We start from the raw sequence: 24,243 nt of genomic DNA on the forward strand, positions 1-24,243 counted from the left end.
TTCGGATATAGGTGGGCGAAGGCAGCAGGGCGAACGGCGAGTGGTGGCGCGGCAGCTCGATGCCGAGCGACGAGGCCCGCAGGCTGTTGCGCTCTCCGGGGCACTCTGGCTGGCCGGCGCGTTCCTGCCGAACTCGGCCAGGATCGTGCTCTGGGGCGTCGCCCTGCTGATCGACTACGTCGCCGCCGTGCTGCGGTATCCGACTCCCCGGCTCGGCCGGGTGCCGCTGGACCAGTACGAGAAGGCCAGCGTGCATCTCGGCGAGCGTTACCAGCAGTTCGTGATCCTCGCGCTCGGCGACATCATCCTGGTGCCGCTGCTGCTCATCAACCGGATCGACCTCACCGTCACCCGGATGGGGATGCTGCTGCTGGCGTTCGTCACCATGCTGTTGCTCTGGCAGATCTACGTGCAACGCGCGGGCTCGCTCCTGCAGGTGGCGATCAGCGAGCGGCCGGCCCGGGCGACCCGCTGGGCGCCGTACACCCATCTGGTCATGGTGGCCGGGATCGTCTCCACCGCTGCCGGTTTCGAGATGCTTGTCGGCCACTCCCGTGCCCGGGCCGGGTTCGGCCTGGTCGCCGTGGTCATCGGCGGGCCGACCCTCTTCCTGCTCGGCCGCATCGTCTTCGCCTACCAGGTCTTCGGCCGGATCGCCTGGTCCCGCCTGGGCTGGCTGGTGCTGCTGGTCGGCACGGCGCCAGCCTTCCTGTCGCTCCCCCCGATGGCCCTGGCCGGTTACACCGTCGCGGTGCCGCTCGGGGTGGCCGCTTCGGACACCGCCCGTACGCTCGGCAGGCGCGAGCACAGATATTGATGGGCGTTACTGGCAAACATATTGACGAGCGTTGAGGAAAGCGCTTACCGTTTGGCGCATTGTGGATCCACCACGGTACGGGCCCAGAGTCGCACGCGCCGATGGCCGCCGTCCGGGACACCACCCGTGCCTCCGGCAGCCGTCAGTCCACACCACTTTCCCGACGCGACCGCCCGGTCGGCGGTCGCCGCCCTCCGGAGGTGCTGTGCGATGCACGCAGCCAGGTCCCGAACACTGGCCGTCCTGGCCCTGATCCCGTCCCTGCTGATCTCCGCCACCGCCGCACCCGGCGCCGTGCGCGCCGGCGCCGCACCCGACCCGCCGCACGCCGCCACGGCGCCCGGATCCACGCCCCGGACGCTCGCCCCCACCCCGCCGATGGGCTTCAACAACTGGAACGCCTTCGGCTGCGACGTCAGCGAGACCCTGATCAGGGAGACGGCGGACGTCCTCGTCTCCTCCGGGCTCGCCGACGCCGGCTACGAGTACGTCAACATCGACGACTGCTGGTCGCTGCGGGAACGCGGTCCGGACGGCCGGCTGGTGCCGGACCCGGTGAAGTTCCCGAACGGGATCGCCGGCCTCGCCGACTATGTGCACGGTAAGGGCCTGAAGCTGGGCATCTACGGCGACGCCGGCACGGCCACCTGTGCGGGATACCCCGGCAGCCTGGGACACGAGATGATCGACGCGCAGACCTGGGCAGACTGGGGCGTCGACTACCTGAAATACGACAACTGCAACAACCAGGGTGACGGATCGCAGCAGGACTTCGTCCGGCGCTACACCGCGATGCGCGAGGCGCTCGACGCCACCGGGCGACCGATCGTCTACGCGATCTGCGAGTGGGGCCAGTCCCAGCCCTGGACCTGGGCCGCCGACGTCGGAGACCTGTGGCGGACGACCGGTGACATCAGCGACAACTGGGCCAGCCTCCGATCGATCATCGCGCAGAACGCAGCGCTGGCCCCGTACGCCGGGCCGGGCAACTGGAACGACCCGGACATGCTGGAGATCGGCAACGGTGGGATGAGCGACCTCGAGTACCGCACCCACATGAGCATGTGGGCGATGATGGCAGCGCCGCTGCTGATCGGCACCGACCTGCGGACCGCCACCCCGGAGACGCTGGCGATCCTCGGCAACCGGGACATCATCGCGATCGACCAGGACCGGCTCGGCGTGCAGGGCGCCGTCGTCTCCGACCAGGGCGGGCTGATGGTGCTGGACAAGCCGCTGGCCGGCGGCGACCGGGCGATCGCGCTCTACAACTCGACCGACGCGTTGGCCACGGTCAGCATCCCGGTCCGGGAGACCGGGCTGCGCCGGGCCGGTGCGTACCGGTTGCGGGACGTCTGGACCGGGCAGGTGACCCAGGCGGAATCGGTGATCTCGGCCGGCGTGCCGGCGCACGGCACGGTGGTCTACCGGGTGCGACCGCTGGCCGACCCGGCGGCGGTGCCGCCCCAGGTCGCCGTCGGCGGCACGCTCGGCAACCTGATCCCCGGCGGGCTCGGCGACGGCACCCTGGTCGGCACGGTCACCAACCGGGGCGTCGGCGCCCTGCGTGACGTCCGGGTCACGGTCTCGGCCCCCGGGGGCTGGACGGTCGACGCCATCGGCGACACCAGGCGGCGCAGCCTGGACAGCAACGCCTCGTTGAAGACCACCTGGACGGTCCGGGTGCCCGAGCAGACCACCGCCGGCCGCTATCCGATCGTCGTCACCGCCGACTACCGATGGGGTCCGCGACAGCGTACGACCAGCACCGCCAGCACCGTCGTCTCGGTGGTGATCACCCCACCCGGGCCGGGTCGGCGCCACCTGAGCACCGTCGCTCCGGTCAGCACCGGCAACCGCGAGGGTCCGGTGGAGACGGACCAGAGCAACGGCGGCGGCGCCGACAACGACGGCAACCTGATCACCATCAGCGGCCGCGTCTACCACCGGGGACTCGGCACCACCGCACCCAGCGAGCTCGTCTACCTGCTCGGCGGCGCCTGCACCCGGCTGGTCACCGACGTCGGGATCGACGACGGGTCGACCAGCGGCACGGCACCGGTCACCTTCACCGTCTACGTCGATGACACGGCGGTGGCAAGCAGCGGCCCGGTCAGCCTGGGCGCCGCCCCGGTCACCCTGACCGCCGACCTGACCGGGGCGCTCTGGCTGCGCCTGGTCACCACCGGCGGCGACGGCGGCACCGGCGGCGCTGCGCATGCCGACTGGGCCGCGCCGATCCTGAGCTGCGGCGACGCCGGACCGGACGATCCGGTCCTGCCCACGGAGCGCACCATCTACTCGTTCGAGTCCGGCACCGAGGAGTTCACCGTCGCCAACCCGGGCTCCGGCGGCACCGTGGCGCAGACCAGCACCTTCCACACCGAGGGAAGCCACGGGCTGACCGTCTCGACCCCGAAGGACGGAAACTGGTTCGGGCGGACCTTCGCGGAACCGCTGGACCTGAGCGGAGCGGACCGGCTGCGCTTCGACGCACGAGCCGGCGGGCTCGGCACGGTCGGCGAGATCGCCGTACAGGTCGGCCCCGACTTCGCCTGGTGCCAGGGCGGGCTCTGGACCTGGATCAACCCACACGCCAGTCGGACCGTCACCGAGGAGGTGTCGGACCTGAGCTGCCCGGCCGGGGTGACCCTGGACCTCTCCCAGGTACGGGCGGTCTGGATCTTCCTCAACGGCGGCGGGGAGGTGCACGTGGACAACGTCCGGGCGGAGTACCCCGAGTAACGGCCGGCAGAACCGCAGGAGGTCGAGTCCGCACCGGGATCCCGACGCCGGTGCGGACTCGACCCTTCCTGCGGGCGGAGGTGCTTCAGCTCACCGTGATCGCTCCGCTGCCGGAGCGGACGCAGGAGACCGCCCGGTTCGGGGTGACCGCCGCGCCGCTCAAACACTGCCCGAGCACCGCGTGCCCGGCCGCGTTCGGGTGCCACGACTCCTGGCAGGTCTGGAAGTACGTGACACAGGCGTTGGCGATCCGCTGGATGGCGATCTTGTCGTAGCCGGAGAGGCTGGTCACCGGGACGCCGGTCGGCCCGTCCTGCAACCGGATCGGGGTGGCCAGCGCACCGGTCGGGCTGGATCCGGTCTCGCAGAGCCGGGCGCCGTCGAAGGCGCGCTGCACGTTCAGATAGACCAGATCGTCGCCGGGGAACTCGCTGCGCATGGCGCCGTGCACCGACTGGACCAGAGTGCCGAGGCCGGTGGAGAAGAGGTGACCAGCGGCCAGACTTGCCCGGTGCACCGGGCAGCCGGCCGCGTACCGCTCGGCGCCCAGCGCCCGGAACTTGTCCCGGCTGTCGTCCCGGTTGTCCTCCTCGTGGAACCGCGCCTCGAAGTCGAACGGAAGCGGGTTGGTGTAGTCCTGGAAGACGATCCGGTGCTGCCCGTCCGCGTCAACCTGGTCGAGGGTGGTGAGCAGTTGCCGTACCGCGGCAGTGGTCTCGGCGGTCGCGGCCGCGAACTCGGCCGGCGTGCCGAGATCGTTCCCGGCACACGGCGCCTGCTCGACCGGACCGCCGAGATACGCCCAGAACTCCCACCAGCCGGTCCAGGCGTCCGCGATGAAGCGGTTGGCGCAGTCGGAGGCGACGTCTCCGAAAGTGAACGAGCTGTTGTTGGAGCCGAGCCCGAGCAGCACCAGGTCGATGTCGTGGGTCTGTGCCACCGCCCGGAGCTGGTCGAGCTGCGCGGCGACCGTCCGCCCCTTGGTCCGGCCAACCGAGGCGTTGGTGATGTCGTAGGGCTGCCCGCCGGAACAGGCCAGGTTGAACCGGGCCTGGATGCCGGGCAGGCTCGCCCGGTGCAGCGAGGCGTTCGCCGACCGGTGGCAGAAGAAGGCGTTGCTGTTCGGCGCGGACCAGCCGGGGAAGCTCTGCGCCGTGCCGTTCATGTCCACCACGGGCTGGTAGCCGCCGGCTCCCTCGCCGCTGACGAAACTGTCCCCGAGCGCGACCGCGGCGGTCGGCAGCGCCGCCGTGGCCGTACCCGGAGCGGTGACGATGCCCGCGAGCGTGCCGGCCGAGGCAAGGCTGAGCGCCAGCGCTGCGGCGAGCGCGGGTCGACGGAACCGGTACATCTTCGACCCCCAGGAGCATGTGATCGGATATCGAGGTTCGTGCGTCCGCGAATTTGATCACGCACCCGACCAGGGGTCAACGAATGGCACCGATCCCGGCCGACGTCCTCGCCGCACCAGCGGCAGCAGTCCGGGCTTCGACAGTCCGGGCTTCGAGAGTCCGGGCTTCGTTCGGATCGACCCAGGTGGCGTTTCGCACACCCTCAGGCGGGAATGCGGTCATCTGCATCGCCGTTGCACGGCCCGGAGAGCCGGTCGCACGGACCCGACCGGCGACCGGTGAAGGAGGACGAGATGGCGACCGCCGTGGAGTTCGGTCTGGACAGCTTCGGCGACGTCACCGCCGGTCCCGACGGCGACAGGGTGTCGTACGCCCAGGTGATCCGCAACGTGGTCGAGGAGGCCGTGCTGGCCGACCGGCTCGGCATCGACGCCTTCGGGCTCGGCGAGCACCACCGGGACGACTATGCGGTCTCGTCTCCGGAGATCGTGCTGGCCGCGATCGCAGCCCGGACCGAGCGGATCCGGCTCGGCACGGCGGTCACCGTGCTGAGCTCCGACGATCCGGTACGCGTCTACGAGCGGTTCGCCACCCTCGACGCCCTGGCCCGCGGCCGGGCGGAGATCATCCTCGGCCGCGGCTCGTTCACCGAGTCGTTCCCGCTCTTCGGTTACAACCTGGCCGACTACGACCGACTCTTCGAGGAGAAGGCCGAGCTGATGGCGGAGCTGCTCACCGAGGACGCGGTCACCTGGCAGGGCACGGTCCGGGCGCCCCTGGCGAAGCAGCACGTCTATCCGAAGACCGACTCCGGCCGGATCCGCACCTGGATCGGCGTCGGCGGCAGCCCGGAGTCGGTGGTCCGGGCCGCCCGGCTCGGCTTCCCGCTGGTGCTGGCCGTGATCGGCGGAGAACCAGCCCGGTTCGCCCCGTATGTCCAGCTCTACCATCGCGCCCTCGCCGAGTTCGGCCGAGAACCGCTGCCGGTGGCGGTGCACGTGCCCGGCTTCGTGGCCGACACCGACCAGGAGGCGGCCGACCTGCTCTGGCCGCACGCCCGGGCAATGCTCGACCGGATCGGCGCCGAACGCGGCTGGCCGCCGATGACCCGACAGCGCTTCGACAACGACATCTCCAACGGGGCCTGGCACGTCGGCTCGGCCGAAACCGTCGCCCGCAAGGTCGCCCGTACCATCCGCGTCCTCGGGGTGCAGCGCATCGACCTCAAGTACTCGGCCGGCACCCTGCCACACGAACACCTGCTGGAGACGATCGAGCGGTACGCCGCCGACGTGGTCCCCCGGGTCCGGAAACTACTCGCGGCGGAGACCACCTCGACGTCCTGACACCGGGCGCGCCGCCCTCGCACTCCGTGGGTGCCACCTGTCGGGTTTCCGGCAGCGACGGGGCCGAACAAACCATGCCGCCGCAGGGACTAACCGGATGACAACACCAGTCAGACCGGAGGGTCCACCATGTACAGATCAGCACGACGTCGCGTTGCCGGCCTGGGTCTCCTGCTCGCCGGACTCCTCGTCCTCGTCCCGGTCGCGCCGACCGGGGCCGCTGCAACGCCCACGACCGAGCCGGCCCGCACAGCCGTGAGCCGGCCCGCGCTCACGGCCAACGGCATCGGTCCCTACCGGATCGGGGTGTCGACCCGGACGGGACTGGTCGCCACGGGTCGGGTGATCAACGTCGAGGAGGCGCAGACCTGCGCCGGTTACTACTACGCGGAGGCCACCGGCCGGTACGCCGGCAGCCTGCTCCTCAAGTTCCAGGGCAACCGGCTGGTGCAGATCATCACCACCGATCCGGCGATCCGGACCCGGGCCGGTGGACGGGTCGGCATGACGCTGGCCGAGCTGGAGATGCGGTACGGCCAGCGCGGCGCCGTCGAGCACGGCAAGTGGACGCTGCGCGCATACGTGGTGCCGGGCGGCGGCGACCGGATCATCGCCTTCTTCGAGGGCTTCTCGAGCGAGTACGTCCACCAGGTTTCCAGCGGTGAGCGGGATCGGGTGCTCGCCTCCTTCGTCGGCGGCGACGACCAGTGCTGACGCTGGCCCGATGAGTCCGGAGCCGCTCGGATGTGGAGCATCGCGGCGGTACACCACTTACCGCCCAGACCGTCCCGACCACATCCGAGCGGTCCGCTCGCCTGGAAACCCGGCGTTATCCTGGCCGGGTGACCAGCGGTTCTCGCCTGGTGACCCACGACCGCCACCGGCCGTTCCCGTGAATCCGCCCCGGCGGATCGGACCCTACCGGGTCGAGCGGCTGCTGGGCTTCGGTTCGTTCGCGACCGTCTGGCTGGCACACGACCCGGCCCTGGACGCCCGGGTGGCGATCAAGGTGCTGGCCGAGAACTGGTCTCACGACCTGCGGGTCCGGGAACGTTTCCTGGACGAGGGCCGCCTGCTGTGGCGGCTCGACCACGAACGTCTCGTCCGGATCCACTCGGTCGGCGAGTTGGCGGACGGCCGACCGTACCTGGTGATGGCCTGGGCGGCGGGGGGTAGCCTGCGGGACCGCCTCGCCGCCGGCCCGATGCCGGTCGAGCAGGCTCTACGGGTACTGCGCGAGATCGCCGCCGGGGTGGGCGTGCTGCACGCGAGCGGCGTCGTGCACCGGGATCTGACCCCGGGCAACGTGCTGTTCCGGGCGGTACCGCCCGGCGGCGCACCGGCCGGCGCCGGGTCCGGTCCGGCCGGACCTGCCGAGTCGGTCCTGATCGCCGACCTCGGGCTCGCCAAGGCGCTCGCGGCGGCCTCGGGGCTGACCGCCCGGGCCGGTACTCCCGGATACATGGCCCCGGAGCAGGACTCCCCGGCTGCGCTCGTTGACGCCCGGGCCGATGTGTTCGGGCTCGGCCGCCTCGGCGCGACGCTGCTCTGCGTCTCCGATCCGGTGGAGACCACCGATGCCCCGGTGCCGCCGCCGCTGCGGGCCGGCGTACCTCCGGCGGTCGCGACCGTGCTCCGCCGGGCGACGGCACGGTCACCGGCGGAGCGCTATCCGGACGCGAGCGCCTTCGCCGCCGCGCTCGACCTGGCGACCGGCGGCGGACCGGCCGGACCGCCGGACCGCCGGACGGCACCCCGGCACGGGCGCCGACCGCTCCGGGCCGCCGCGGTACGGAAAACCGCCGTACGGCGCAGAGGCGCTCTCCGGCGCAGGGCCTTCGTACTGCGCAGGGCCTTCGTACTGCGCAGAGCCCGCGTACTGCGCAGAGCCCGCGTACTGCGCAGAGCCCGCGTACTGCGCGGCGTCGCCGTGTCGCTGGGAGCCACCGTGCTCGCGGGGGTGGCGTTCGCCACGCTCGGCCCGGGCTGGCCGGATCGGCACAGCCGGTTCGGCACGGACTCGAGCGGCCGGATCACCGTCGCCCTACCCGAGGGCTGGCGCGCCACGGGGTCGGGCTGGATCGGCCAGCGTGGTCCGGACGGCGCCCTGGAGCCGGCCCTGGTGATGTCGCCGGACCCGGAACGCTGGCCGACGGATCCCAGGGTGCCCGGGGCCTTCGTCGGGCTGTCACGGAGCCTGGCCGAGCGGCACGATCCGGCCGGGTACGTCGCCGAGCATCCGCACGCGGAGTGCCTCCCGGCACCGGTACGGAGCGTACGGCGTGGCACCGTCGACTGGTACGTCGCCAGGTTCACCGCCTGCCGCACCGGCAAACCGGTGATCGTCGAGGCCGCCGGGATCGCCCCGGGCGGGGCCGGCCTGGTGTACGTGCAGGTCGCACCCCCGACGGACGCATCGACGGACTTCGTCGACACGCTACTGGCCGGAGTACGGCTGCGTCCCTGACGCGCCCCCCGTAGGCGGTCGACCCGCCGGTCACTCGACCACCAGCACGGTGATCGTGTGGCTGCCCTGCTCGCCCGCCACCTCGACCGTGACGGTGCCCGGACTCAGCATCCGACAGTCGACCACGCCACCCTCCCAGTGCCGGGCGACCTTCTCCGCCGGTACCGCCGTCACGGTTCCCGGCCCGACGTTCTGCACCCGCAGGATCGCGGCCACCGTCAGGCAGAGCGCCCTGGGCATGGCTGCACTGTCCGAGCCGTCCACGGTGTAGATGACGGCCGGAAGGCAGGCCGGGGAGAGTCCGGCGGTGGGAGACGTCCGGGGCGGCGTACTGCCACGGGGACGGCGGGGTGTGCCGGTTGCGGGCGGAACGTCGGCAGGACTGGCCGCCGGTCGCCCGGCGTCCGCCCGGGACGGAACACCGGTCGGCGGGCCGCCGGCCGCCGGGCCACCGGTGGCGCTGACGGGAGGCGTACGGCTCGGCCACTCTCCGGGCAGTGGTGCGACCGGCGGCGAACCGCATCCGGCCACCACCAGCACCGGGGCCACGAGCAGGCCCAGCACGCCCGGCGCGCTGCGGCGGGCACCACCGACGGAGCCGCCGGAGCCCGGAACCGGGCCGGTTGCACCGGAGAACCAGACTCGGCGGGCTCGCCGGGCCGGCGGGCGGTACATCGACAGGCGGCACCACGGCGGGCGGCGCACCTGTCACGCCCCTGTTTCGGTGAGCCGCCCGCGCAACTGCCGCCGCCCCTGGTGGATCCGCGACTTGACGGTGCCCTCGGGAAGGTCCAACAGCACCGCGATCTCCCGGTAGGGCAGGCCCAGGACGTCCCGCAGCGCGACCGACTCGGCGAGCTCGGGGCCGATCGCGTCCAGCGCGTCGAGCAGGTCCAGCCGGGTACCGGCGACCACGCTGGTGCGGCGCGGATCGGGTAGTTCCGGCATCGGCTCGTGGTGTGCCTCGGCCTCGAACCGCCGGCGCAGTGCCGCGTACGTCGAACGGGCGCGGTTGGCGGCGACCCGGTGCAACCAGGTCCGGAACGCCGACCGGCCGTCGAACCTGGTTATCCCCCGGGCCACCGCGAGCAGGGTGTCCTGGCACGCCTCCTCGGCATCCTCCCGGTTTGGCAGGAAGCGCGCGGACATCCGTAACACATCGGGGCGAACCGCGACGAGAAGGCGGTCCAGGGCGTCCCGGTCACCGTCGGCGGCGGCCCGGGCCAGCACGTCGAGGTCGGTGACTCCGGAGGACACGAAGCCGAGTCTAGGTAGCCACGTCCAGCGTCAGATCTGCTCGGCCCGGTTGCGGCGAACCCGGAAGCCGGTCCGGCCGGACGGACGATTGGCCGCCTTGACGCCGTCTCGCAACATCAACGTGGCGACCGCCAACTGCCCGGCAGGTCCGTCCGAAACGGAAAGGTGATGCCCGTGAGCGCCGCCGACCTGGCGGTCGAGGCCGGTCTGCCGGCGATCGGCCTCGCCGTCTGGATCGCCACCTACTGGATCGCCCGGCTCGCCACCCGTCCGGCGAGGATCACGCCGGGCGCGCCGACAGCGGATCCGCCCGGTCCGGAGTCGCCCGCCGTGGTTAGCCTGCTCGCCAACCGGTGGCGGTTCACCCCGGACGCTGCCCGCGCCACCCTGCTCGACCTCGCCGCACGGGGACATCTCGAGCTGCGGCAGGCCGGCTCGGATCCGGCCGGGACCACGGTGCGTCCCACCGGCCGCCCCACCGACGACCTCAACCGCTACGAGCGGCTCGTCCTCGCCAGGGTCGTCGAACGCGCGGTCGGCGGTACGGTGCCGCTGACCGCCCTCGCCCTGCATGACGAGCGTCGGGCCGGGTCGTGGACGACCTCGTTCCGCCGGCTGGTGGTCGCCGACGCCCGGCGCCTCGGGCTCTCCCGACGACGGTTCCCCGCGTCCCTGGTCGCCGCGCTCGTGGCGCTCGGCTGTGCCGCCTCGCTCACCGTGGGGGTGGCGGTCTGGCACTACCTGGCCCGGACCGGCGGCACACCGGACGGCGCCGAGGAGGGCAACAGCGCGTTCGTCGGGATCGCCGCGCTCGTGCTCGGCGCGGTCGCGCTCGGCACCGTCGCCCGACGGGACCTCGGCGAGCGGGACACCCCCGCCGGCCGTGGCGTCGCCGCGCGCTGGTCCGGGCTGCGGGCCTGGCTGGCCGGGCAGCCCGGCTTCGCCGATCTGCCACCGGCGGCCGTCGCCAGCTGGGGGCGCCGGCTCGGCTACGGCACCGCGCTCGGGCTCACCCGGGTGGTCTCCCGGATCGTCCATCTCGGACTCGCGCGCCGGGAACTGCTCTGGTCCGCGTACGGCGGAGGCTGGCGGCAGGTCCGGGTCGACTATCCCGGCAACCGTCTCCGGTACGGGCAGTCGCTGGGCTGGATCGGGTTCCGGGCGTTCCTCGCCGCGATGGTGGGCGGCACGTTCACCGGCGTGCTCGGCTCACTCTCGCTGGACCCGAGTGGCGTGCGCCCGGACGCCGGAGACTCCGGCCTGGTCGGCGAAATCCTGGCGCGGTTCGCCGGCGACCCGATCGTGCTCGGGTTCGCGCTCGCCGGAGTCCTCGCCCTCGGCTACGCCGGATACCTCGCCATCCGGGTGCTGCTCGACCTGGTGGCGCCCGTCGGCGTGACCGGCGAGGTGATCTGGCACCAGGTCTGGCAGCGCAGGGTGGTGGAGGGAAGCGGCCGGACCTACGTACCGGTGAACCACTACCTGGTGATCGACGACGGCCGCTCGGGCCGGACCCGTGCCTGGGTGCTGCCCGAGGAGATCGCCGGCCGCTGTCGCCTCGGCGACGTGGTCACCGCCCAGGTTCGGCCGTGGACCCGTCGGGTCCGGGACGTCACCGTGCACTCCCGGCCGACGGCTCACTCCCGGCCGACGGCGCCGACCGCCGCCAGGTAGTCACCGACCGATCCCGGTCCCACCACGGCGACCCGGCACCAGTCGACGAGCAGCAGGTCAGCCTCCTGCATCACCCGCGCCAGCCCGGTGACCAGACCCGGCTGCGGCGCCGGGTCGGGTTCGGCCTTCACGGCCAGCACGGCGACCGAGTCACCGTCGGTGAGGCCGTAGAGCCGCACCCGACCCACGGCCACCGCGAAGGAACTGGGCACGATCCCCCGCTGACCGCGGAAGCCGATCCCGCCGAGGTCGCGGGCGCCCGGCGGCAGCAGGTTCAGCAGCCGGTTCCGGGAGACCGGCCTGGACAAGGGCCGGACCGGGCGGGTCCGGACGTGGATGCCCCGGAACCCGTGGATCCGGCCCTGCTCGTCGCGTCGGGCGTGCTCCTCGAAGCTCCGTCGTACCGTTCGCAGCTCGGCCTGGACCTCGTCGCCGAGATCGGCGCTGACCAACTCCACCTGCCGCCAGTCGTCCTCGTGCAGTTCGAGGCGGTCGGCGCCGGCCGGCGCCGCGGCAACCGCCGGCAGGGTGGCGCAGAGCGTCGGCAGCGAGTACAGGATGTCGTCGACCGGGACGGACTCGATCCGGCGCAGCGTCAGGGTGAGGGCGCCGGTCGCGGCGAACTGGGCCGCGGTCGGCGGCTCGGCTCGTTCGACGACCCAGGTAGCGTCGGCCAGCTCCAGGGTGGTCGCCGGTTGGAACGTCTCCGGCAGTTGCCCGACGGGCAACTCGGTACGACCGATCCGCGCTCCGGTGTCGGCGTCGATGAAGACGACCCGCACCAGGTTCTTCGACATGGCGGGGACCCTATCCGTACGCCGATCTTGTACCTCCGCAGGGCTTGGACCGGCCGGTGACCGATCGGCGGGTGGGCGGCGAATCGGCGGCGAGTGGGCGGGTCCTGAATAGCGGACACCATTGCTCCCTCGTTGAACAAACGTGCCAGACTCGGTGGCTGTCATCAGCGCACGGAGCGCGTGGCGGCGGCGGACGAGGACGGCGAAGGAGACCGGACAATGGTGTCGAGCGAAGCGACCGGCGAGGCACCGGGTGGCGGGGACGACCAGGTCCAGGCGCTGGTCGCCGAGTGTGGCCGGCGGGCCCGGGCGGCATCGGCCGGACTGACCGAGGCCCCCGACCAGGTCGTCGATGCCGCGCTGGGCGCGATGGCCGAGCACCTGGTCGCCGCCGAGAGCCGGATCCTCGCCGCCAACCAGCAGGACGTCGAGGCGGCCGGCGCCGCCGGGATGAGCCCCGCCCTCCAGGACCGGCTCCGCCTGGACGCGGCCCGGCTGAAGGGCATGGCCGACCAGCTCCGGCTGCTCGCCGAGGCGCCGTTCCCGGCCCGGGAGACGCCGCTGCGGTCCCTCCCGGGCGGGCTGCGCCTCGCCGAGCGGCGCCGGCCGGTCGGCGTGATCGGGGCGAACTTCGAGGCCCGCCCGAACGTGACCGTCGACGTCGCCTCCCAACTGGTGAAGTCCCGCAACGCCGGAGTGCTGCGTACCGGCTCTGCCGCGCTCACCTCGGCCGAGGCCCTCTACCGGCACGCCATCGCCCCCGGGCTGCGCGACGTCGGCCTCGATCCCGACCTGATCCAACTGCTGCCGGACGCGAGCCGGGCCAGCGCGGTCGCCCTGGTCCGGCAGACCGACCTCATTCCGCTTGTCATCCTCAGAGGCAGTGGTGACGCCACCCGCTCGTTGGGCGCCGAGGCGGCCCGGCACGGCGTGCGTACGCTCGCACACGCCGACGGCGGCGGGGTCCTCTACGTCGACGCCGCCGCCGACCTGGCGGTGGCGACCCGGCTACTCGTCGCCGGCCTGGACCGGCTCGGCGTCTGCAACCGGGTCAACCTGCTGCTGGTCCACCGGGACCTCGCCGGGGAGGCGGTGCCGCACTTCGGGTCGGCAATGGCCGAGCTGGGCGTGCGCGCCTCGCTCCCGCCCCATGACCACCCGGTCGGCTACGAGTGGGCGCTGGACAGCGGCCGGGAGGCGACCGTGACCATCGCCGAGGTGGCCGACCTGGCCGAGGCGGTGGCGATCGCCAACACCGAGACTTCCGGACTCGCCGCGACGATCGTCACGGAGGACCGGGCCGCCGCCGAGCGGTTCATCGCCTCCGCCATCGGCACCGGGGTCTTCTGGAACGCCTCCACCCGTCTGCTGGACGGCTTCAAGCTGCACGGAGTGCCGGAGACCGGGATCAACGTGGACCACGTGCCGGGTCCGCGTGGGCCGGTCACCTTCCAGGATCTCTACCTGCGGCAGTACGTGGTCACACCGGCCGGTCAGTCCGGCGGCCTGCCGGACTGACCGGCCGGGCCGCCGGACCGACGGTCTCGGCAGCCCCTTGGCGAGCAGGCGTAGCAGGGCCGGTTCCGCTCCGTCCGGTTCCGCTCCGTCCAGCCGATGTCGTTTGCGCGACCGGTACGGTCACGGACGCCATTCCTTCCTCACGGAGTGTCCTGCCCGGAGCCGCGGGCCGGACCCCGGAGCCGCGGGCCGACCCCCGGCACCGCAGGACGGCGGTCGGCGGCACCCGGAGGAGGCTAGAAGTCGAACTGGTCGATGTTGCCCGCGTCGAAGACGGTCGGCGGGCCGAGCACCACGACGCCGTCGGCGCCGACCGTGTACTCACCCAGCTTGCCGGCGGTGAACGTCTCGCCCTCCTTGCCCGTGATCATCCCGGAGGCGAGGGCGGCCCCGGCGTACGCGGCCAGATAGCCGAGGTCGGCCGGGTTCCACAGCGCGAAGCTCTGCACCGTGCCGTTCTTGACGAACTCCCGCATCTGGTTCGGGGTGCCCAGGCCGGTCAGGGCCACCTTGCCCTTGTACTGCGATCCGGAGAGGTACCGCGCCGCCGCGGCGACGCCGACGGTGGTCGGCGAGATGATCCCCTTCAGGTCGGGGTGGGCGGAGAGCAGTCCCTGGGTCTCCTGGAACGACTTCTCGTCCTTGTCGTCGCCGTAGACGGTCGCGACCAGCTCGATCCCGCCGTACTCCGGCTTCTGCAGCTCGGTCTTCATCAGCTCGATCCAGGCGTTCTGGTTGGTCGCGTTCGCGGTCGCCGAGAGGATCGCGATCTTGCCCTGACCACCGATCGCCTCCGAGATCAGCTTGATCTGGTTCTCCGCGATGCCCTGCCCGGTCACCTGGTTGACGAAGAGGTCCCGGCAGTCCGGGTTGGTGTCGGAGTCGAAGGTGACCACCTTCGCACCGCCCTGCCGCGCCTGGTTGACGGCCCCGCAGATCGCGTTCGGGTCGTTCGCCGACACGACGATCACGTCGCTGCCCTGCTGCGTCAGGGTGTTGAGGTAGCTGACCTGCGAGGAGGCGCTCGCCTCCGAGGGACCGACCTCCTTGTACTCGCCCTTGAACTCCTCCACCGCCGCCTTGCCCCCGTTGTCCGAGACGGTGAAGTACGGGTTGTTCACCTGCTTGGGCAGGAAGGCGACGCTCAACCCCTCCTTGATCGAGTCGCCGCCACCGGCGGAGGAACCGCCGGACGGGGTGCCGTCGTCGTCACTCGCACAGCCGGCGGCGAGCACCAACGCCGCCAGGGTCGCCGCGGCGGCGCCCATCCGTACGCCTCTGGATCGCAGAACGGTCATGACCGGTCCTTCCTCACATCGCACTGCCCACATTCGGGCCGGTGAAAAGGGGTGGTTACAGGGTTGGAAAGTGGTCAGGCGCCTTCGGCGCCCGCCACCGGCGGTGCGGTGGGTCGTCGGCGGCGCATCCGCGCCCGGAGCATGCCGGCCACGTTCGGCCCGACGACGGAGACGATCAGCAGGGTTCCGGTGACCACGGTCAGGGTGTCGGCCGGCACGTCGGCCAGTTGCAGGGCGTTGCGCAGGGTCGTCAGCAGCAGTACGCCGGCCAGCACGCCGACCAGCGTCCCCCGCCCGCCGAAGATGGAGACGCCGCCGAGCAGCACCGCCGCGACCACCGCCAGTTCGAGCCCGCTCCCGTTGTCGGCGCGGGCGCTGGCGTACCGCATGGTCCAGAAGACGCCGGCGAGGGCGGCGATCGCGCCGGTGCCGACGTAGAGCCAGAACTTGGTCCGGGCCACCGCGATGCCGGCGAAGGTCGCCGCCTGCTCGTTGTTGCCCATCGCGTAGAGGCCCCGACCGATCGGGGTGGCGTGCAGCAGCACTCCGAACCCGATCGCGAGTACGGCAAGCGGCACCACCACCCAGGGCACCGTCGTGCCGGGCAGCGCCTCGATGGAGTTGCCGGTCCAGCCGATCGGGAAGTCCGCGACCGCCCGGTCGCCGAGCACCACGTAGGCCAGGCCCCGGTAGAGCGCGAGGGTGCCGATCGTCACCGCCAGCGACGGCAGGCCGAACCCGGCGACGAAGAGTCCGTTCACCGCTCCCAGCACGGCACCGAGCAGCACCACCAGTGGTACGGCCAGGGCCAGCGGCACCCCGGTCACCCAGAGCTGGCCCAGTACGGCGCTGGAGAGGCCGAGCATGCTCGCCACCGACAGGTCGATCTCCCCGGTGATCACTATCAGTGTCATCGGCAGGGCGATCAGCGCGATCGGGACGATGTCCAGCAGCAGGAAGCCCCAGAACCGGGCGGTGGCGAACCCCTCGACGAGCACCGACGCGCCGACCACGACCAGGGCCAGCACGACGACCACCAGGACATCCCAGGTGCCGAAGGCGGAAAGCCAGCGGGCCGGCCGGCCCGTCCTCTCAGGCGCCACGGGCCCTCCTTCCTCGTAGCCGTCGGGCCACCCGCGCGGCGAGCGCCCGGTCCAATCCGATCGCGGCCAGGATCAGGGCCCCGACGACCGCCTGCTGCCAGAAGGGGTTGACCCGCAGCACCGGCAGGGCGCTGCCGATGGTGCTCAGCAGGACGGCGCCGAGCGCCGCTCCGTACACCGAACCGCTGCCGCCGAAGATCGCGACTCCGCCGACCACCACCGCGGCGACCACGCTGAGCTCGATCCCGCTGCCGGCGGCGGCGTCCAGGGTGCCGAACCGGGCCGCGTAGAGCACCCCGGCCAGGCCGGCCAGCCCACCGCTGACGACCAGGGCCCCGAAGACCCGCCGACCCACCGGGATGCCGGAGAGCCGGGCCGCCGCCGGGTCGGAACCGATCGCGTACAGCTCCCGGCCGCTACGGTACGACCGCAGGTAGAAACCGGCGACCAGGAGCACGGCGACCGCGAAGAGGGCGAGCAGCGGGAAGCCGAGCAGGGCGGCGCTGCCCATGCTCTTGAAGCCCTCGGGCATGTCGGCGGCGTTGATCTGCTGGCCGGCCGCCCAGGAGTAGTCGATGCCCCGGAACACGTAGAGGGTGCCGAGGGTGACCACCAGGGCCGGCACCCGGGCCACCGCGATCAGCGCCCCGTTCACCGCGCCGCAGAGCAGGCCGACCCCGATGCCGGCCAGGATCGCCAGCACGATCGGCGCGTCCGGCATGGCCAGGAAGAGCTTTCCGGTGGCGAAGGCCGCCAGCCCGAGTACCGAGCCGACCGAGAGGTCGACGTTGCGGGTGATGATCACAATGGCCTGGCCGACCGCCAGCACCACCAGGATGGTCGCGCCGAGCAGTAGATCGCGCCGGCCCTGACCGGAGAGGAAGCGCGGGTTCACCGCCGTGGTGATCCCGATCAGCAGGAGCAGCGCCAGCCCGATCCCGACCTCGCGGGCCACGAAGAGCCGGCGGCCGAGTCTGATCCCGGCCCGGCCACCCCTGGCCCCGGGCCCGGTCTCGGCGTCCGCATCCGACGCCGCCTCCGGACGGATCGTGGTCGTCACAACTGTCCTCCCTGGCCGTGGCCTCCCTGGCCGCCGCCTCCCTGACCGCCGCCGATTCCGGTGGCACCGATTCCGGTGGCACCGACCCCGGTGGCACCGACCTTCTCGGCGCCGGCGGCGGCACCGGTCGCGGCGAGCATCACGGACTCCTCGGTCGCCGCACTCCGGGAGAGCTCGCTGACCAGCCGCCCCTCGTGCATCACCAGCACCCGGTCGGCCATGCCCAGCACCTCGGGCAGCTCGCTGGAGACCATCAGGACCGCGACGCCCTCGGCGGCGAGCTGCGACATCAACCGGTGCACCTCGGCCTTGGTGCCGACGTCGATCCCCCGGGTCGGCTCGTCGACGACCAGCACCTTGGGCGTGGTGGAGAGCCACTTCGCCAGCACCACCTTCTGCTGGTTGCCACCGGAGAGCGTGGAGACGGGGTCGGCGAGCCGCGCCGCCTTCACCCGCAACCGCTCGGACCAGGTCTGCGCGGCGGTCCGTTCCGCGCCCCGGCCGAGCAGGCCGAACCGGGCCAGCGGCCAGCGCCGGGTCAGCGTGGCGTTCCGCTCGATCGACAGCTCCATCACCAGCCCTTGCTGGCGGCGGTCCTCCGGCACCAGCGCCACGCCGGCCGCCATCGCCGCCGCCGGCCTGCGCCCGGGCAGCCGTACGCCGTCGACCAGCACCTCGCCCTCGTCGTACGGGTCGATGCCGAAGACGGCCCGGACCACCTCGCTGCGACCGGCTCCGACCAGGCCGGCAAGGGCCACGATCTCGCCCCGGCGCACCTCGAAGCCGACGTCGGCGAAGACGCCGCGCCGGGTCAGACCGCGCACCTGGAGGATCACCTCACCGGACTCGGTCTCCTGCTTCGGATAGAGCTGTGCCACCTCCCGGCCGACCATCCGGCGTACGACCTGGGCCACGTCCAGGTCCTCCGTCGGGTCGGTGGAGACCCAGCGCCCGTCCCGCATCACGGTGACCCGCTGGCTGAGCGCGAAGACCTCGTCGAACCGGTGCGAGATGAACAGGATCGCCGCGCCGGCCTCGCGCAACGACCGGACGACCGCGAAGAGCCGCTCCACCTCGACGCCGGAGAGCGCCGCCGTCGGCTCGTCCATCACCAGCACCCGGGCCTCGAAGGAGAGCGCCTTGGCGATCTCCACGAGCTGCTGGTCGGCGATGGAGAGTCCGCGCGCCGGTCGGTCCGGATCCAGCGGTACGCCGAGCCGCGCGAAGAGCTCCGCCGTGCGCCGACGCATCGCTGCGCTGTCGATCCGTCGCAGGCCGCGCAGCGGTTGCCGGCCCATGAAGATGTTCTCCGCCACCGACAGGTCCGGGAAGAGCGTGGGTTCCTGGTAGATGACGGCGATCCCGGCCGCCCGGGCGTCGGCCGGTCCGTTCAGGATCAGCGGCGCACCATCCATCCTGAGCACCCCGGTGTCCGGGGTGTGCACGCCGGCCAGGATCTTCACCAGGGTGGACTTGCCCGCGCCGTTCTCTCCGACCAGTGCGTGCACCTCGCCGGCCCGCAGTTCGAGGCGCCCGTCGACCAGTGCGTGCACCGCCCCGAACGACTTCCGCACGTCGGCCAGGACCAGTCGTGCCACACCCTGGTCCGCACGCTCGGACATCGGGGCCCTCCCAGTCATGAAACGTTTCAGACGACGTGATGAAGACGCTAGAGGCAGCCTTCCGGGCCGGTCAAGAGTTTCACGGCGGTTACCGAATCGTTACTCGCCAGTAAGCCCTTTCCTGGTCCCAAAGCCGCTCTGGGCAGGGCTCTTCCGCCGGCTGTCACCCACACCGGATCGCACTACATCCCGCTCCGGCCGTCCAGTTGCGCCATGCGCCGCCGCGCCGCCGACCACCCCCGCCCGGCCACCCTCCGCCGCCCGATCCGAGCGGCATCCTTGACACGATTCAGTCGCGGGATCCCGAACAGAGGAGCACGACGGCGTCCCGCACCCACTCACCTGTACACCAGAGGCATTGTCAGTGCGTGGTTACGCCTCTGGTGTACAGGTCGGAGCGGGAGGACTGCCTGTGATGGTCGGTCCGCGCAACCGGCAGCGTGGGAAGCGGGCCCATGCGGGAACGGGTCAGGAGTCCGGGCCGACCGGCAGCGTCAGCCGCAGTTCGGCAAGCCGCCAGGCACCCGGGTCCGGTGCGCGTCGCGCCCCGCCGTAGGTCAGTGCCAGCACGGGATGCCACGTTCGGCCCCGACGCGCGGCCCCGACGTTCAATGCCGGCGCGCACCCCGACGCCCAATGTCGGCGCGCAGCCCCGACGCTCGGCACGCTACCGGGCCGCGCCGGACGGGCTCAGCTCCCCCGAGCCCGCGTCCGGATCCGAGGCCGCGTCCGGATCCGAGCCCGCGTCCGGATGATCCGGGGTGTCCGGCGATCCCGCCGCGTACCGCCCGCTCAGCCGCCGGTAGGGGCGGCTGCGCAGCGCCAGCCCGGTGGCGATCATGCCGACGATGCCGGTCAGCACGAAGACCAGCGCGAGCCCGCGGTCGGCGCCGGTGCCGAACCAGCCGCCGATCGCCCGGGCACCCGCCCCGTCCGTCATGAACGGGATGAAGAAGAACTGCGCGATCGGGGAAATCAGGAAGGCGGTCAGTGGCGAGGCCGCCTGCTCGACGCTCTGCGCGAAGCCGAAGACCCGGCCCTGCCGCTCGTACGGCACCACCTTCTGCAGGATCGTCTGCTCGGCAGCCTCCGCATACGGCACGACCAACATGTAGACGTACATCCCGGCGGTGAGCAGGACGATCGAGGACTGTAGCGGGAAGAGCAGCGTGACGGTCCAGAGCACCATGTTGACCAGCAGCAGCAGCCGGACAGGGTTACTGCTCAGACCTGTCCGGGCGATGAGCAGCCCGCCGACGATGAAGCCCGTGCTCAACAGCCCCCAGAGCAGGCCCCAGGTCTGCACCGAGACCAGCGACAGCCCGTAGGCATCCATCAGCGCCATGAAGATGCCGCCGAGGAAGTTGTTGAAGGTCGAGAAGAGGATCAGGGCGGTCAGTCCCGGCACCTCGCGGATCACCCGGATGGTGCCCCGCAGGTCCACCGTCCGCTTCGCCGCCACGGCCGGCTCGGCGCTGACCGCCGGAGCGGTGGCACGCGGCGGCTCCCCGGTCAGCGGTGACGCGGCGGCGATCGGTGCGGGGGCGGCGGGCGTCGCCTCGGCGGCCGGTGCCGCCGGACGGTGTGGTATCGGCACGAGGGCCAGGTGCGCCAGGGCGACGGCCAGCACCACCAGCGCCAGGACCAGCACCCAGAACATCCCGCCGATCGCCACCAGGAGACCGCTGATGACCGACGTCACCAGGAAGGTGACCCCGGAGGTGGTGCCGACCAGCCCGTTGGCCCGGTCCCTGGTCTCCTCCTCGATCAGCACGGTAACCAGGGTCGGCAGCGCGATCGTCCGGATGTTGCCCGCAATCACGCCGAACATCAGCAGGACGATCATCACCCAGAGCGGGACGCTCGCCGGATCGGTGAACGACTCTTCCGGGGTGACCTGGTAGACGGCCAGCGCCACGGCGTAGAGCGTGAGCGACACGGCCGCCGACGCCTGCATCACGGTCTTCTTGGAATGGTGGTCGACCAGGCTGCCGAACCAGATGCCGGTCAGCGCCGTCAGCACCAAGAAGATCCCGGAGACCACGCCGGTGGCGAAGACCGAGCGGGTCTGGAGGTAGACGTAGAAGGTGATCGCGAACCAGACGGTGAAGTTGATCACCGACACCAGGAGGGTGTTGACCAGCAACTGGTAGAAGGTCTTCCGGTCTCCCCGGATTGTGCTCATGGACCTGACCCTAGGATCTCAAGCGAGGTTGACGTCCAGGAATTTACGGGTCAGGTGCGACACTCTGGCCCGGCAGGCCCGACCCGCACACGACGGTGGCCCGACCCCGCGCGAGGCTGGGCCGGGCCACGACGGCGGAAGTCGATCAGTGGCTCCGGCCGGTCGGGACGAAGCTCGACCGGCCGGAGCCGACCTCGAAGAGCGCCCGGCCGTCGTCGACGCCGACGAAGGTCGCCCGGCTCGGCCCCGACGCCCGGTACGCGCTGCCCGGCGCCACCGGCAGCGCAACCCGGGCCGTGACGTTGACCGGCACGTCCAGTTCCACCCGCACCCCGGCACCGCTGCGCCGCCACTGCACGGTTACCGGACCTCGCTGGGTGTGCACCGTCCCGGTGGCGTACGCCAGGCCGGTCGCCGGGGGCACGACGTCGACCCGACCGGCACCCGGGGTCGCGGTGCGCACCCCGAGCAGGGTCTCCTGCACGTCGACAAGCGCCTGCGCGCCCCAGCCGTGCGACTGGCTGAAGTTGGTGCCCGGATCGAGGGTCCAGGCCTCCCAGGTGAAGGTGCCGCCCTGGGCGAGGATGTTCGCCCAGCCCAGGTCGTCCGGATCGGTCAGCAGGTCGAGTACGGCGTCCGCCCGGCCCGCCTCGCCGAGTGCGGCGAGCAGCCAGTGCGCCGTCATCGGCCCCTGCTTCATGCCCATCGACGCCAGATGGCCGGCGAGTGCCGGACGGTCCGCCTCCGGTGCCACACCGTGCGCGATCGCGTACGAGGTGCTGTGCTGGCCGGCGTGCGTGCTCTGCTCGCCGGTGGCGGAGAGGCCGTCGACGTAGACGCCGTCGGGGCGGCGCAGCCTGGCGTTCATCGTCTCGATCAGCGCCTGCGCCCGGGCCCGGTAACCGGTCGCCTCCCCGGCCGGTCGGCCCAGTGCCTCCGCCATCCGGGCGGCGGTACGCAGCACGTCCACGCCCTGGGCGTTGATGGTGGTCCGGGCGGCGGCGCTCATGTCGTAGCCGAACCGGCCCGGCTCCGGCCAGTCGACGATGCCGTACTGGTAGGCGCCGCTGCCGCCGGAGAGTCGGGTCACCAGGCCGGCGGTCGGACCGTCGGCCGGGATGTGCCGGAGCACGTAGTCGGCGGTGTGCCGGATCGACGGGTATGCCTCGGCGAGCAGCCCGGCGTCCCCGGTCTCGGAGTAGTAGCGCCAGACCCAGTCCACGAACATCAGCGAGTAGTCGGGGATGTCCCGCTTGCCGTCGCCGTTCGGATAGACCGCGTTGTAGCGCCCCAGATCGTTGCCGCTGTTCCAGAACCGCTCCGCCGATCCGAGGAACTCCCGGATCGCCTGCTGGGTGGCGTCCCGCTCGGCGAAGCCGCCCATGGTGGCGTACGAGATGTCGGCCGCGTCGCCGAGGAACTGGCCCTTCTCCCGGGTCGGCGTGTCGACGAACGCCTCCTGCACCGAATAGATCGCCGACCGCTTCAGCATCTCCCACACCCTGTCCAGGGTGCGGTCGGAGCTGCGGAAGCTGCCCTCCCGGCCGGCCGGGGTGTCGGTGTGCACCAGCACCGCCGAGACGTCGCGCCGGTCGATCCGCTCGCCCGCGTCCGGGATCTCCAGATAGCGGAAGCCGAGGTGGGTGAAGGCCCGGAACTCCTGCCCACCCTCCTTCTGCGTGTAGGGGAAACTCATGTCGGTGCCCTGGGAGAGCAGGGTGGAGGTCTCGACCCGGCCGGTGGCCGGGTTCAGGTTGTAGCCGGCCCGGATCGGCACGGTCCGGCCGGCGACACCGGCGTCGAACCGTACCGCCGGGCGGGCCGGGACGACGACGCCGAAGTCCGCGACCACCGTGCCGTCGGCGGCGGTGGTCAGCGCGACCGGTGCGACGGTCCGCTCGGCCAGCCGCGTCTCCTGGCCGATCAGATGCGGGTACTCCGTCGTCGGGTGCGCCCCGACCACCACCGCCGGTGCCCAGGACGCGGTCGAGTCGTCGTACCCGGGTGAACTCCAGCCGACGATCTCGGCGCGGGCGTCCTGGCGCTCGATCCGGTCGCCCTCGCCGTTGCGCCGGCCGGAGCCGGCCGGGAAGAGTCCGTCCCGGGTGACCCGCCACGACCCGTCGGTGACGACGACCCGCCTGGTGCCGTCGGCGTGCTCGACGACCAGCTTCATCAGCACCCCGGGAGCCCCGGCGGGGCGGCCCTGGCCGCCGCCGTACCAGTGGTAGCGGATGCCGATCGCGAGCGGCCTGCCGGCCCTGACCAGGTCGGTGACGTCGGCGGCCTGGTAGTAGTCCTCGCCGGGGTAGCCGAACGAGGTGCCCCGGTCGGCCCGCCGGCCGTTCAGGTAGAGCTCGAAGGTGTGGTCGGCGGCGGTGTAGGCGCGGGCCCGGACCACCCGGCTACGCCCGATCGACACCTCGGTGCGGGCCAGCGTGTAGTCGTCGGCGTCCCCGGTGACCCGGCGGATCCAGTTCGCCCCCTCCCACTCGGCGTCGGAGATCCCGGTCTCGAAGCTGCCGCCGGCCGGCGGCGAGCTCCGGTCGTTCCGGTCCCAGGTCCGGACGCTCCACCGGTACGCCGTGCCGGGCGCCAGCGCCGGGCCGGCGTACGGCACGTAGGACTGCGCGGCGGAGCGGACCTTGCCGGAGTCCCAGACGAGCCTGCCGCCGGCGGTCGAGACCGTCAACCGGTACGCGGTCTGCACCTCGCCCGGGTCGCGGTCTCGGGGCAGCCAGCCGAACCGGGGCATCCCCTCGACGTTCAGCGGCCGTGCCCGGTCGTCCACGGTCAGCCCGGTCGGCGCGTCCGGCGCGTGTCCCCGGCCCGGCGTGCCCGGCCCGTGTCCCCGGGTCGCCATCGCCGGTGGCGCACCGGCGAGCGTGCCTCCCGCCAGGAGTACGGCGGTGACCAGCAAAGCGCTGCCCAGCCTGGCGAATCGTCGTCGTGCGAATCGCCGTCCTGCCAATCGCTGTCGTGCCAATCGTCGTCCTGCCACT

17 protein-coding genes are annotated in these 24,243 nt (G+C 72.2%); 7 read left to right on the forward strand and 10 right to left on the reverse strand.

The annotated features are described in order from the left end of the window. Positions 1-40 precede the first annotated feature (40 nt). Positions 41-817, forward strand: coding sequence for a low temperature requirement protein A (locus ACN28C_RS27140; RefSeq protein ID WP_422770345.1), 777 nt, complete (start codon positions 41-43; stop codon positions 815-817). A gap of 210 nt (positions 818-1,027) precedes the next feature. Next, positions 1,028-3,562: an NPCBM/NEW2 domain-containing protein gene (locus ACN28C_RS27145; RefSeq protein ID WP_422770346.1), complete on the forward strand. Its 2,535-nt coding sequence runs from the start codon at positions 1,028-1,030 to the stop codon at positions 3,560-3,562. 85 nt (positions 3,563-3,647) lie between these two features. On the opposite strand, the gene ACN28C_RS27150 is transcribed toward ACN28C_RS27145, so the two are convergent. Further along, on the reverse strand, positions 3,648-4,913 hold the full coding sequence (locus ACN28C_RS27150) for a hypothetical protein (RefSeq protein ID WP_422770347.1): 1,266 nt from the start codon (positions 4,911-4,913) through the stop codon (positions 3,648-3,650). 294 nt (positions 4,914-5,207) lie between these two features. On the opposite strand from ACN28C_RS27150, the gene ACN28C_RS27155 reads away from it, so the two are divergent. The 3 genes from ACN28C_RS27155 to ACN28C_RS27165 all read left to right on the forward strand — a co-directional run bounded on the left by ACN28C_RS27155 (position 5,208) and on the right by ACN28C_RS27165 (position 8,727). Beyond that, positions 5,208-6,260, forward strand: a complete 1,053-nt coding sequence (locus ACN28C_RS27155; protein ID WP_422770348.1) for an LLM class flavin-dependent oxidoreductase — start codon at positions 5,208-5,210, stop codon at positions 6,258-6,260. A gap of 129 nt (positions 6,261-6,389) precedes the next feature. Then, complete coding sequence (locus ACN28C_RS27160) at positions 6,390-6,974, forward strand: hypothetical protein (protein ID WP_422770349.1); 585 nt, start codon at positions 6,390-6,392, stop codon at positions 6,972-6,974. A 178-nt stretch (positions 6,975-7,152) separates the two neighbouring features. Next, a complete protein-coding gene (locus ACN28C_RS27165; RefSeq protein ID WP_422770350.1) occupies positions 7,153-8,727 on the forward strand; it encodes a serine/threonine-protein kinase in 1,575 nt (524 codons plus the stop codon). A 30-nt stretch (positions 8,728-8,757) separates the two neighbouring features. Here ACN28C_RS27165 and ACN28C_RS27170 read toward each other — a convergent pair whose 3' ends face one another. Both ACN28C_RS27170 and ACN28C_RS27175 read right to left on the reverse strand, forming a co-directional pair. After that, complete coding sequence (locus ACN28C_RS27170; protein WP_421492061.1) at positions 8,758-8,967, reverse strand: hypothetical protein; 210 nt, start codon at positions 8,965-8,967, stop codon at positions 8,758-8,760. Positions 8,968-9,435: 468 nt separating this feature from the next. Next, complete coding sequence (locus tag ACN28C_RS27175; RefSeq protein ID WP_422770351.1) at positions 9,436-9,984, reverse strand: RNA polymerase sigma factor; 549 nt, start codon at positions 9,982-9,984, stop codon at positions 9,436-9,438. 174 nt (positions 9,985-10,158) lie between these two features. On the opposite strand from ACN28C_RS27175, the gene ACN28C_RS27180 reads away from it, so the two are divergent. Then, on the forward strand, positions 10,159-11,658 hold the full coding sequence (locus ACN28C_RS27180) for a DUF2207 family protein (protein ID WP_422770352.1): 1,500 nt from the start codon (positions 10,159-10,161) through the stop codon (positions 11,656-11,658). Here ACN28C_RS27180 and ACN28C_RS27185 read toward each other — a convergent pair. After that, positions 11,622-12,455: a hypothetical protein gene (locus ACN28C_RS27185; RefSeq protein WP_422770353.1), complete on the reverse strand. Its 834-nt coding sequence runs from the start codon at positions 12,453-12,455 to the stop codon at positions 11,622-11,624. The two genes, ACN28C_RS27180 and ACN28C_RS27185, sit on opposite strands and share 37 nt — an antisense overlap. 219 nt (positions 12,456-12,674) lie before the next feature. Here ACN28C_RS27185 and ACN28C_RS27190 point away from each other — a divergent pair, with 219 nt between their 5' ends. Continuing rightward, positions 12,675-13,973 (forward strand): aldehyde dehydrogenase family protein, encoded by a 1,299-nt coding sequence (locus ACN28C_RS27190; protein ID WP_422770354.1) that lies wholly within the window; start codon positions 12,675-12,677, stop codon positions 13,971-13,973. A gap of 236 nt (positions 13,974-14,209) precedes the next feature. Here the strand turns inward: ACN28C_RS27190 and rhaS are convergent, their stop codons facing one another. The 6 genes from rhaS to ACN28C_RS27220 all read right to left on the reverse strand — a co-directional run bounded on the left by rhaS (position 14,210) and on the right by ACN28C_RS27220 (position 24,161). Continuing rightward, positions 14,210-15,271 (reverse strand): rhamnose ABC transporter substrate-binding protein, encoded by a 1,062-nt coding sequence (gene rhaS / locus ACN28C_RS27195; protein WP_422770355.1) that lies wholly within the window; start codon positions 15,269-15,271, stop codon positions 14,210-14,212. A 74-nt stretch (positions 15,272-15,345) separates the two neighbouring features. Continuing rightward, positions 15,346-16,374: an ABC transporter permease gene (locus tag ACN28C_RS27200; RefSeq protein WP_422770356.1), complete on the reverse strand. Its 1,029-nt coding sequence runs from the start codon at positions 16,372-16,374 to the stop codon at positions 15,346-15,348. Next, positions 16,364-17,434, reverse strand: a complete 1,071-nt coding sequence (locus ACN28C_RS27205; RefSeq protein ID WP_422770357.1) for an ABC transporter permease — start codon at positions 17,432-17,434, stop codon at positions 16,364-16,366. Before ACN28C_RS27205 ends, ACN28C_RS27200 begins: the two co-directional genes overlap by 11 nt. After that, on the reverse strand, positions 17,431-19,056 hold the full coding sequence (locus tag ACN28C_RS27210) for a sugar ABC transporter ATP-binding protein (protein WP_422770358.1): 1,626 nt from the start codon (positions 19,054-19,056) through the stop codon (positions 17,431-17,433). The genes ACN28C_RS27205 and ACN28C_RS27210 overlap by 4 nt, the downstream gene beginning before the upstream one ends. A 667-nt stretch (positions 19,057-19,723) precedes the next feature. After that, entirely contained in the window at positions 19,724-21,241 is a 1,518-nt protein-coding gene (locus ACN28C_RS27215) for an MFS transporter (RefSeq protein ID WP_422770359.1), read from the reverse strand. 145 nt (positions 21,242-21,386) lie between these two features. Continuing rightward, entirely contained in the window at positions 21,387-24,161 is a 2,775-nt protein-coding gene (locus ACN28C_RS27220) for a family 78 glycoside hydrolase catalytic domain (protein ID WP_422770360.1), read from the reverse strand. Positions 24,162-24,243: the final 82 nt, after the last annotated feature.

This window comes from Plantactinospora sp. WMMC1484, assembly GCF_049315195.1.
GTDB lineage: Bacteria > Actinomycetota > Actinomycetes > Mycobacteriales > Micromonosporaceae > Plantactinospora.

Bases quoted from the DNA above. Each gene is read 5' to 3' on its own strand.
- ACN28C_RS27210 (WP_422770358.1), bottom strand. From the start codon at position 19,056: ATGTCCGAGCGTGCGGACCAGGGTGTGGCACGACTGGTCCTGGCCGAC.
- ACN28C_RS27215 (WP_422770359.1), bottom strand. From the start codon at position 21,241: ATGAGCACAATCCGGGGAGACCGGAAGACCTTCTACCAGTTGCTGGTC.
- ACN28C_RS27170 (WP_421492061.1), bottom strand. From the start codon at position 8,967: ATGCCCAGGGCGCTCTGCCTGACGGTGGCCGCGATCCTGCGGGTGCAG.
- ACN28C_RS27150 (WP_422770347.1), bottom strand. From the start codon at position 4,913: ATGTACCGGTTCCGTCGACCCGCGCTCGCCGCAGCGCTGGCGCTCAGC.
- rhaS (WP_422770355.1), bottom strand. From the start codon at position 15,271: ATGACCGTTCTGCGATCCAGAGGCGTACGGATGGGCGCCGCCGCGGCG.
- ACN28C_RS27160 (WP_422770349.1), top strand. From the start codon at position 6,390: ATGTACAGATCAGCACGACGTCGCGTTGCCGGCCTGGGTCTCCTGCTC.
- ACN28C_RS27155 (WP_422770348.1), top strand. From the start codon at position 5,208: ATGGCGACCGCCGTGGAGTTCGGTCTGGACAGCTTCGGCGACGTCACC.
- ACN28C_RS27190 (WP_422770354.1), top strand. From the start codon at position 12,675: ATGGTGTCGAGCGAAGCGACCGGCGAGGCACCGGGTGGCGGGGACGAC.
- ACN28C_RS27185 (WP_422770353.1), bottom strand. From the start codon at position 12,455: ATGTCGAAGAACCTGGTGCGGGTCGTCTTCATCGACGCCGACACCGGA.
- ACN28C_RS27145 (WP_422770346.1), top strand. From the start codon at position 1,028: ATGCACGCAGCCAGGTCCCGAACACTGGCCGTCCTGGCCCTGATCCCG.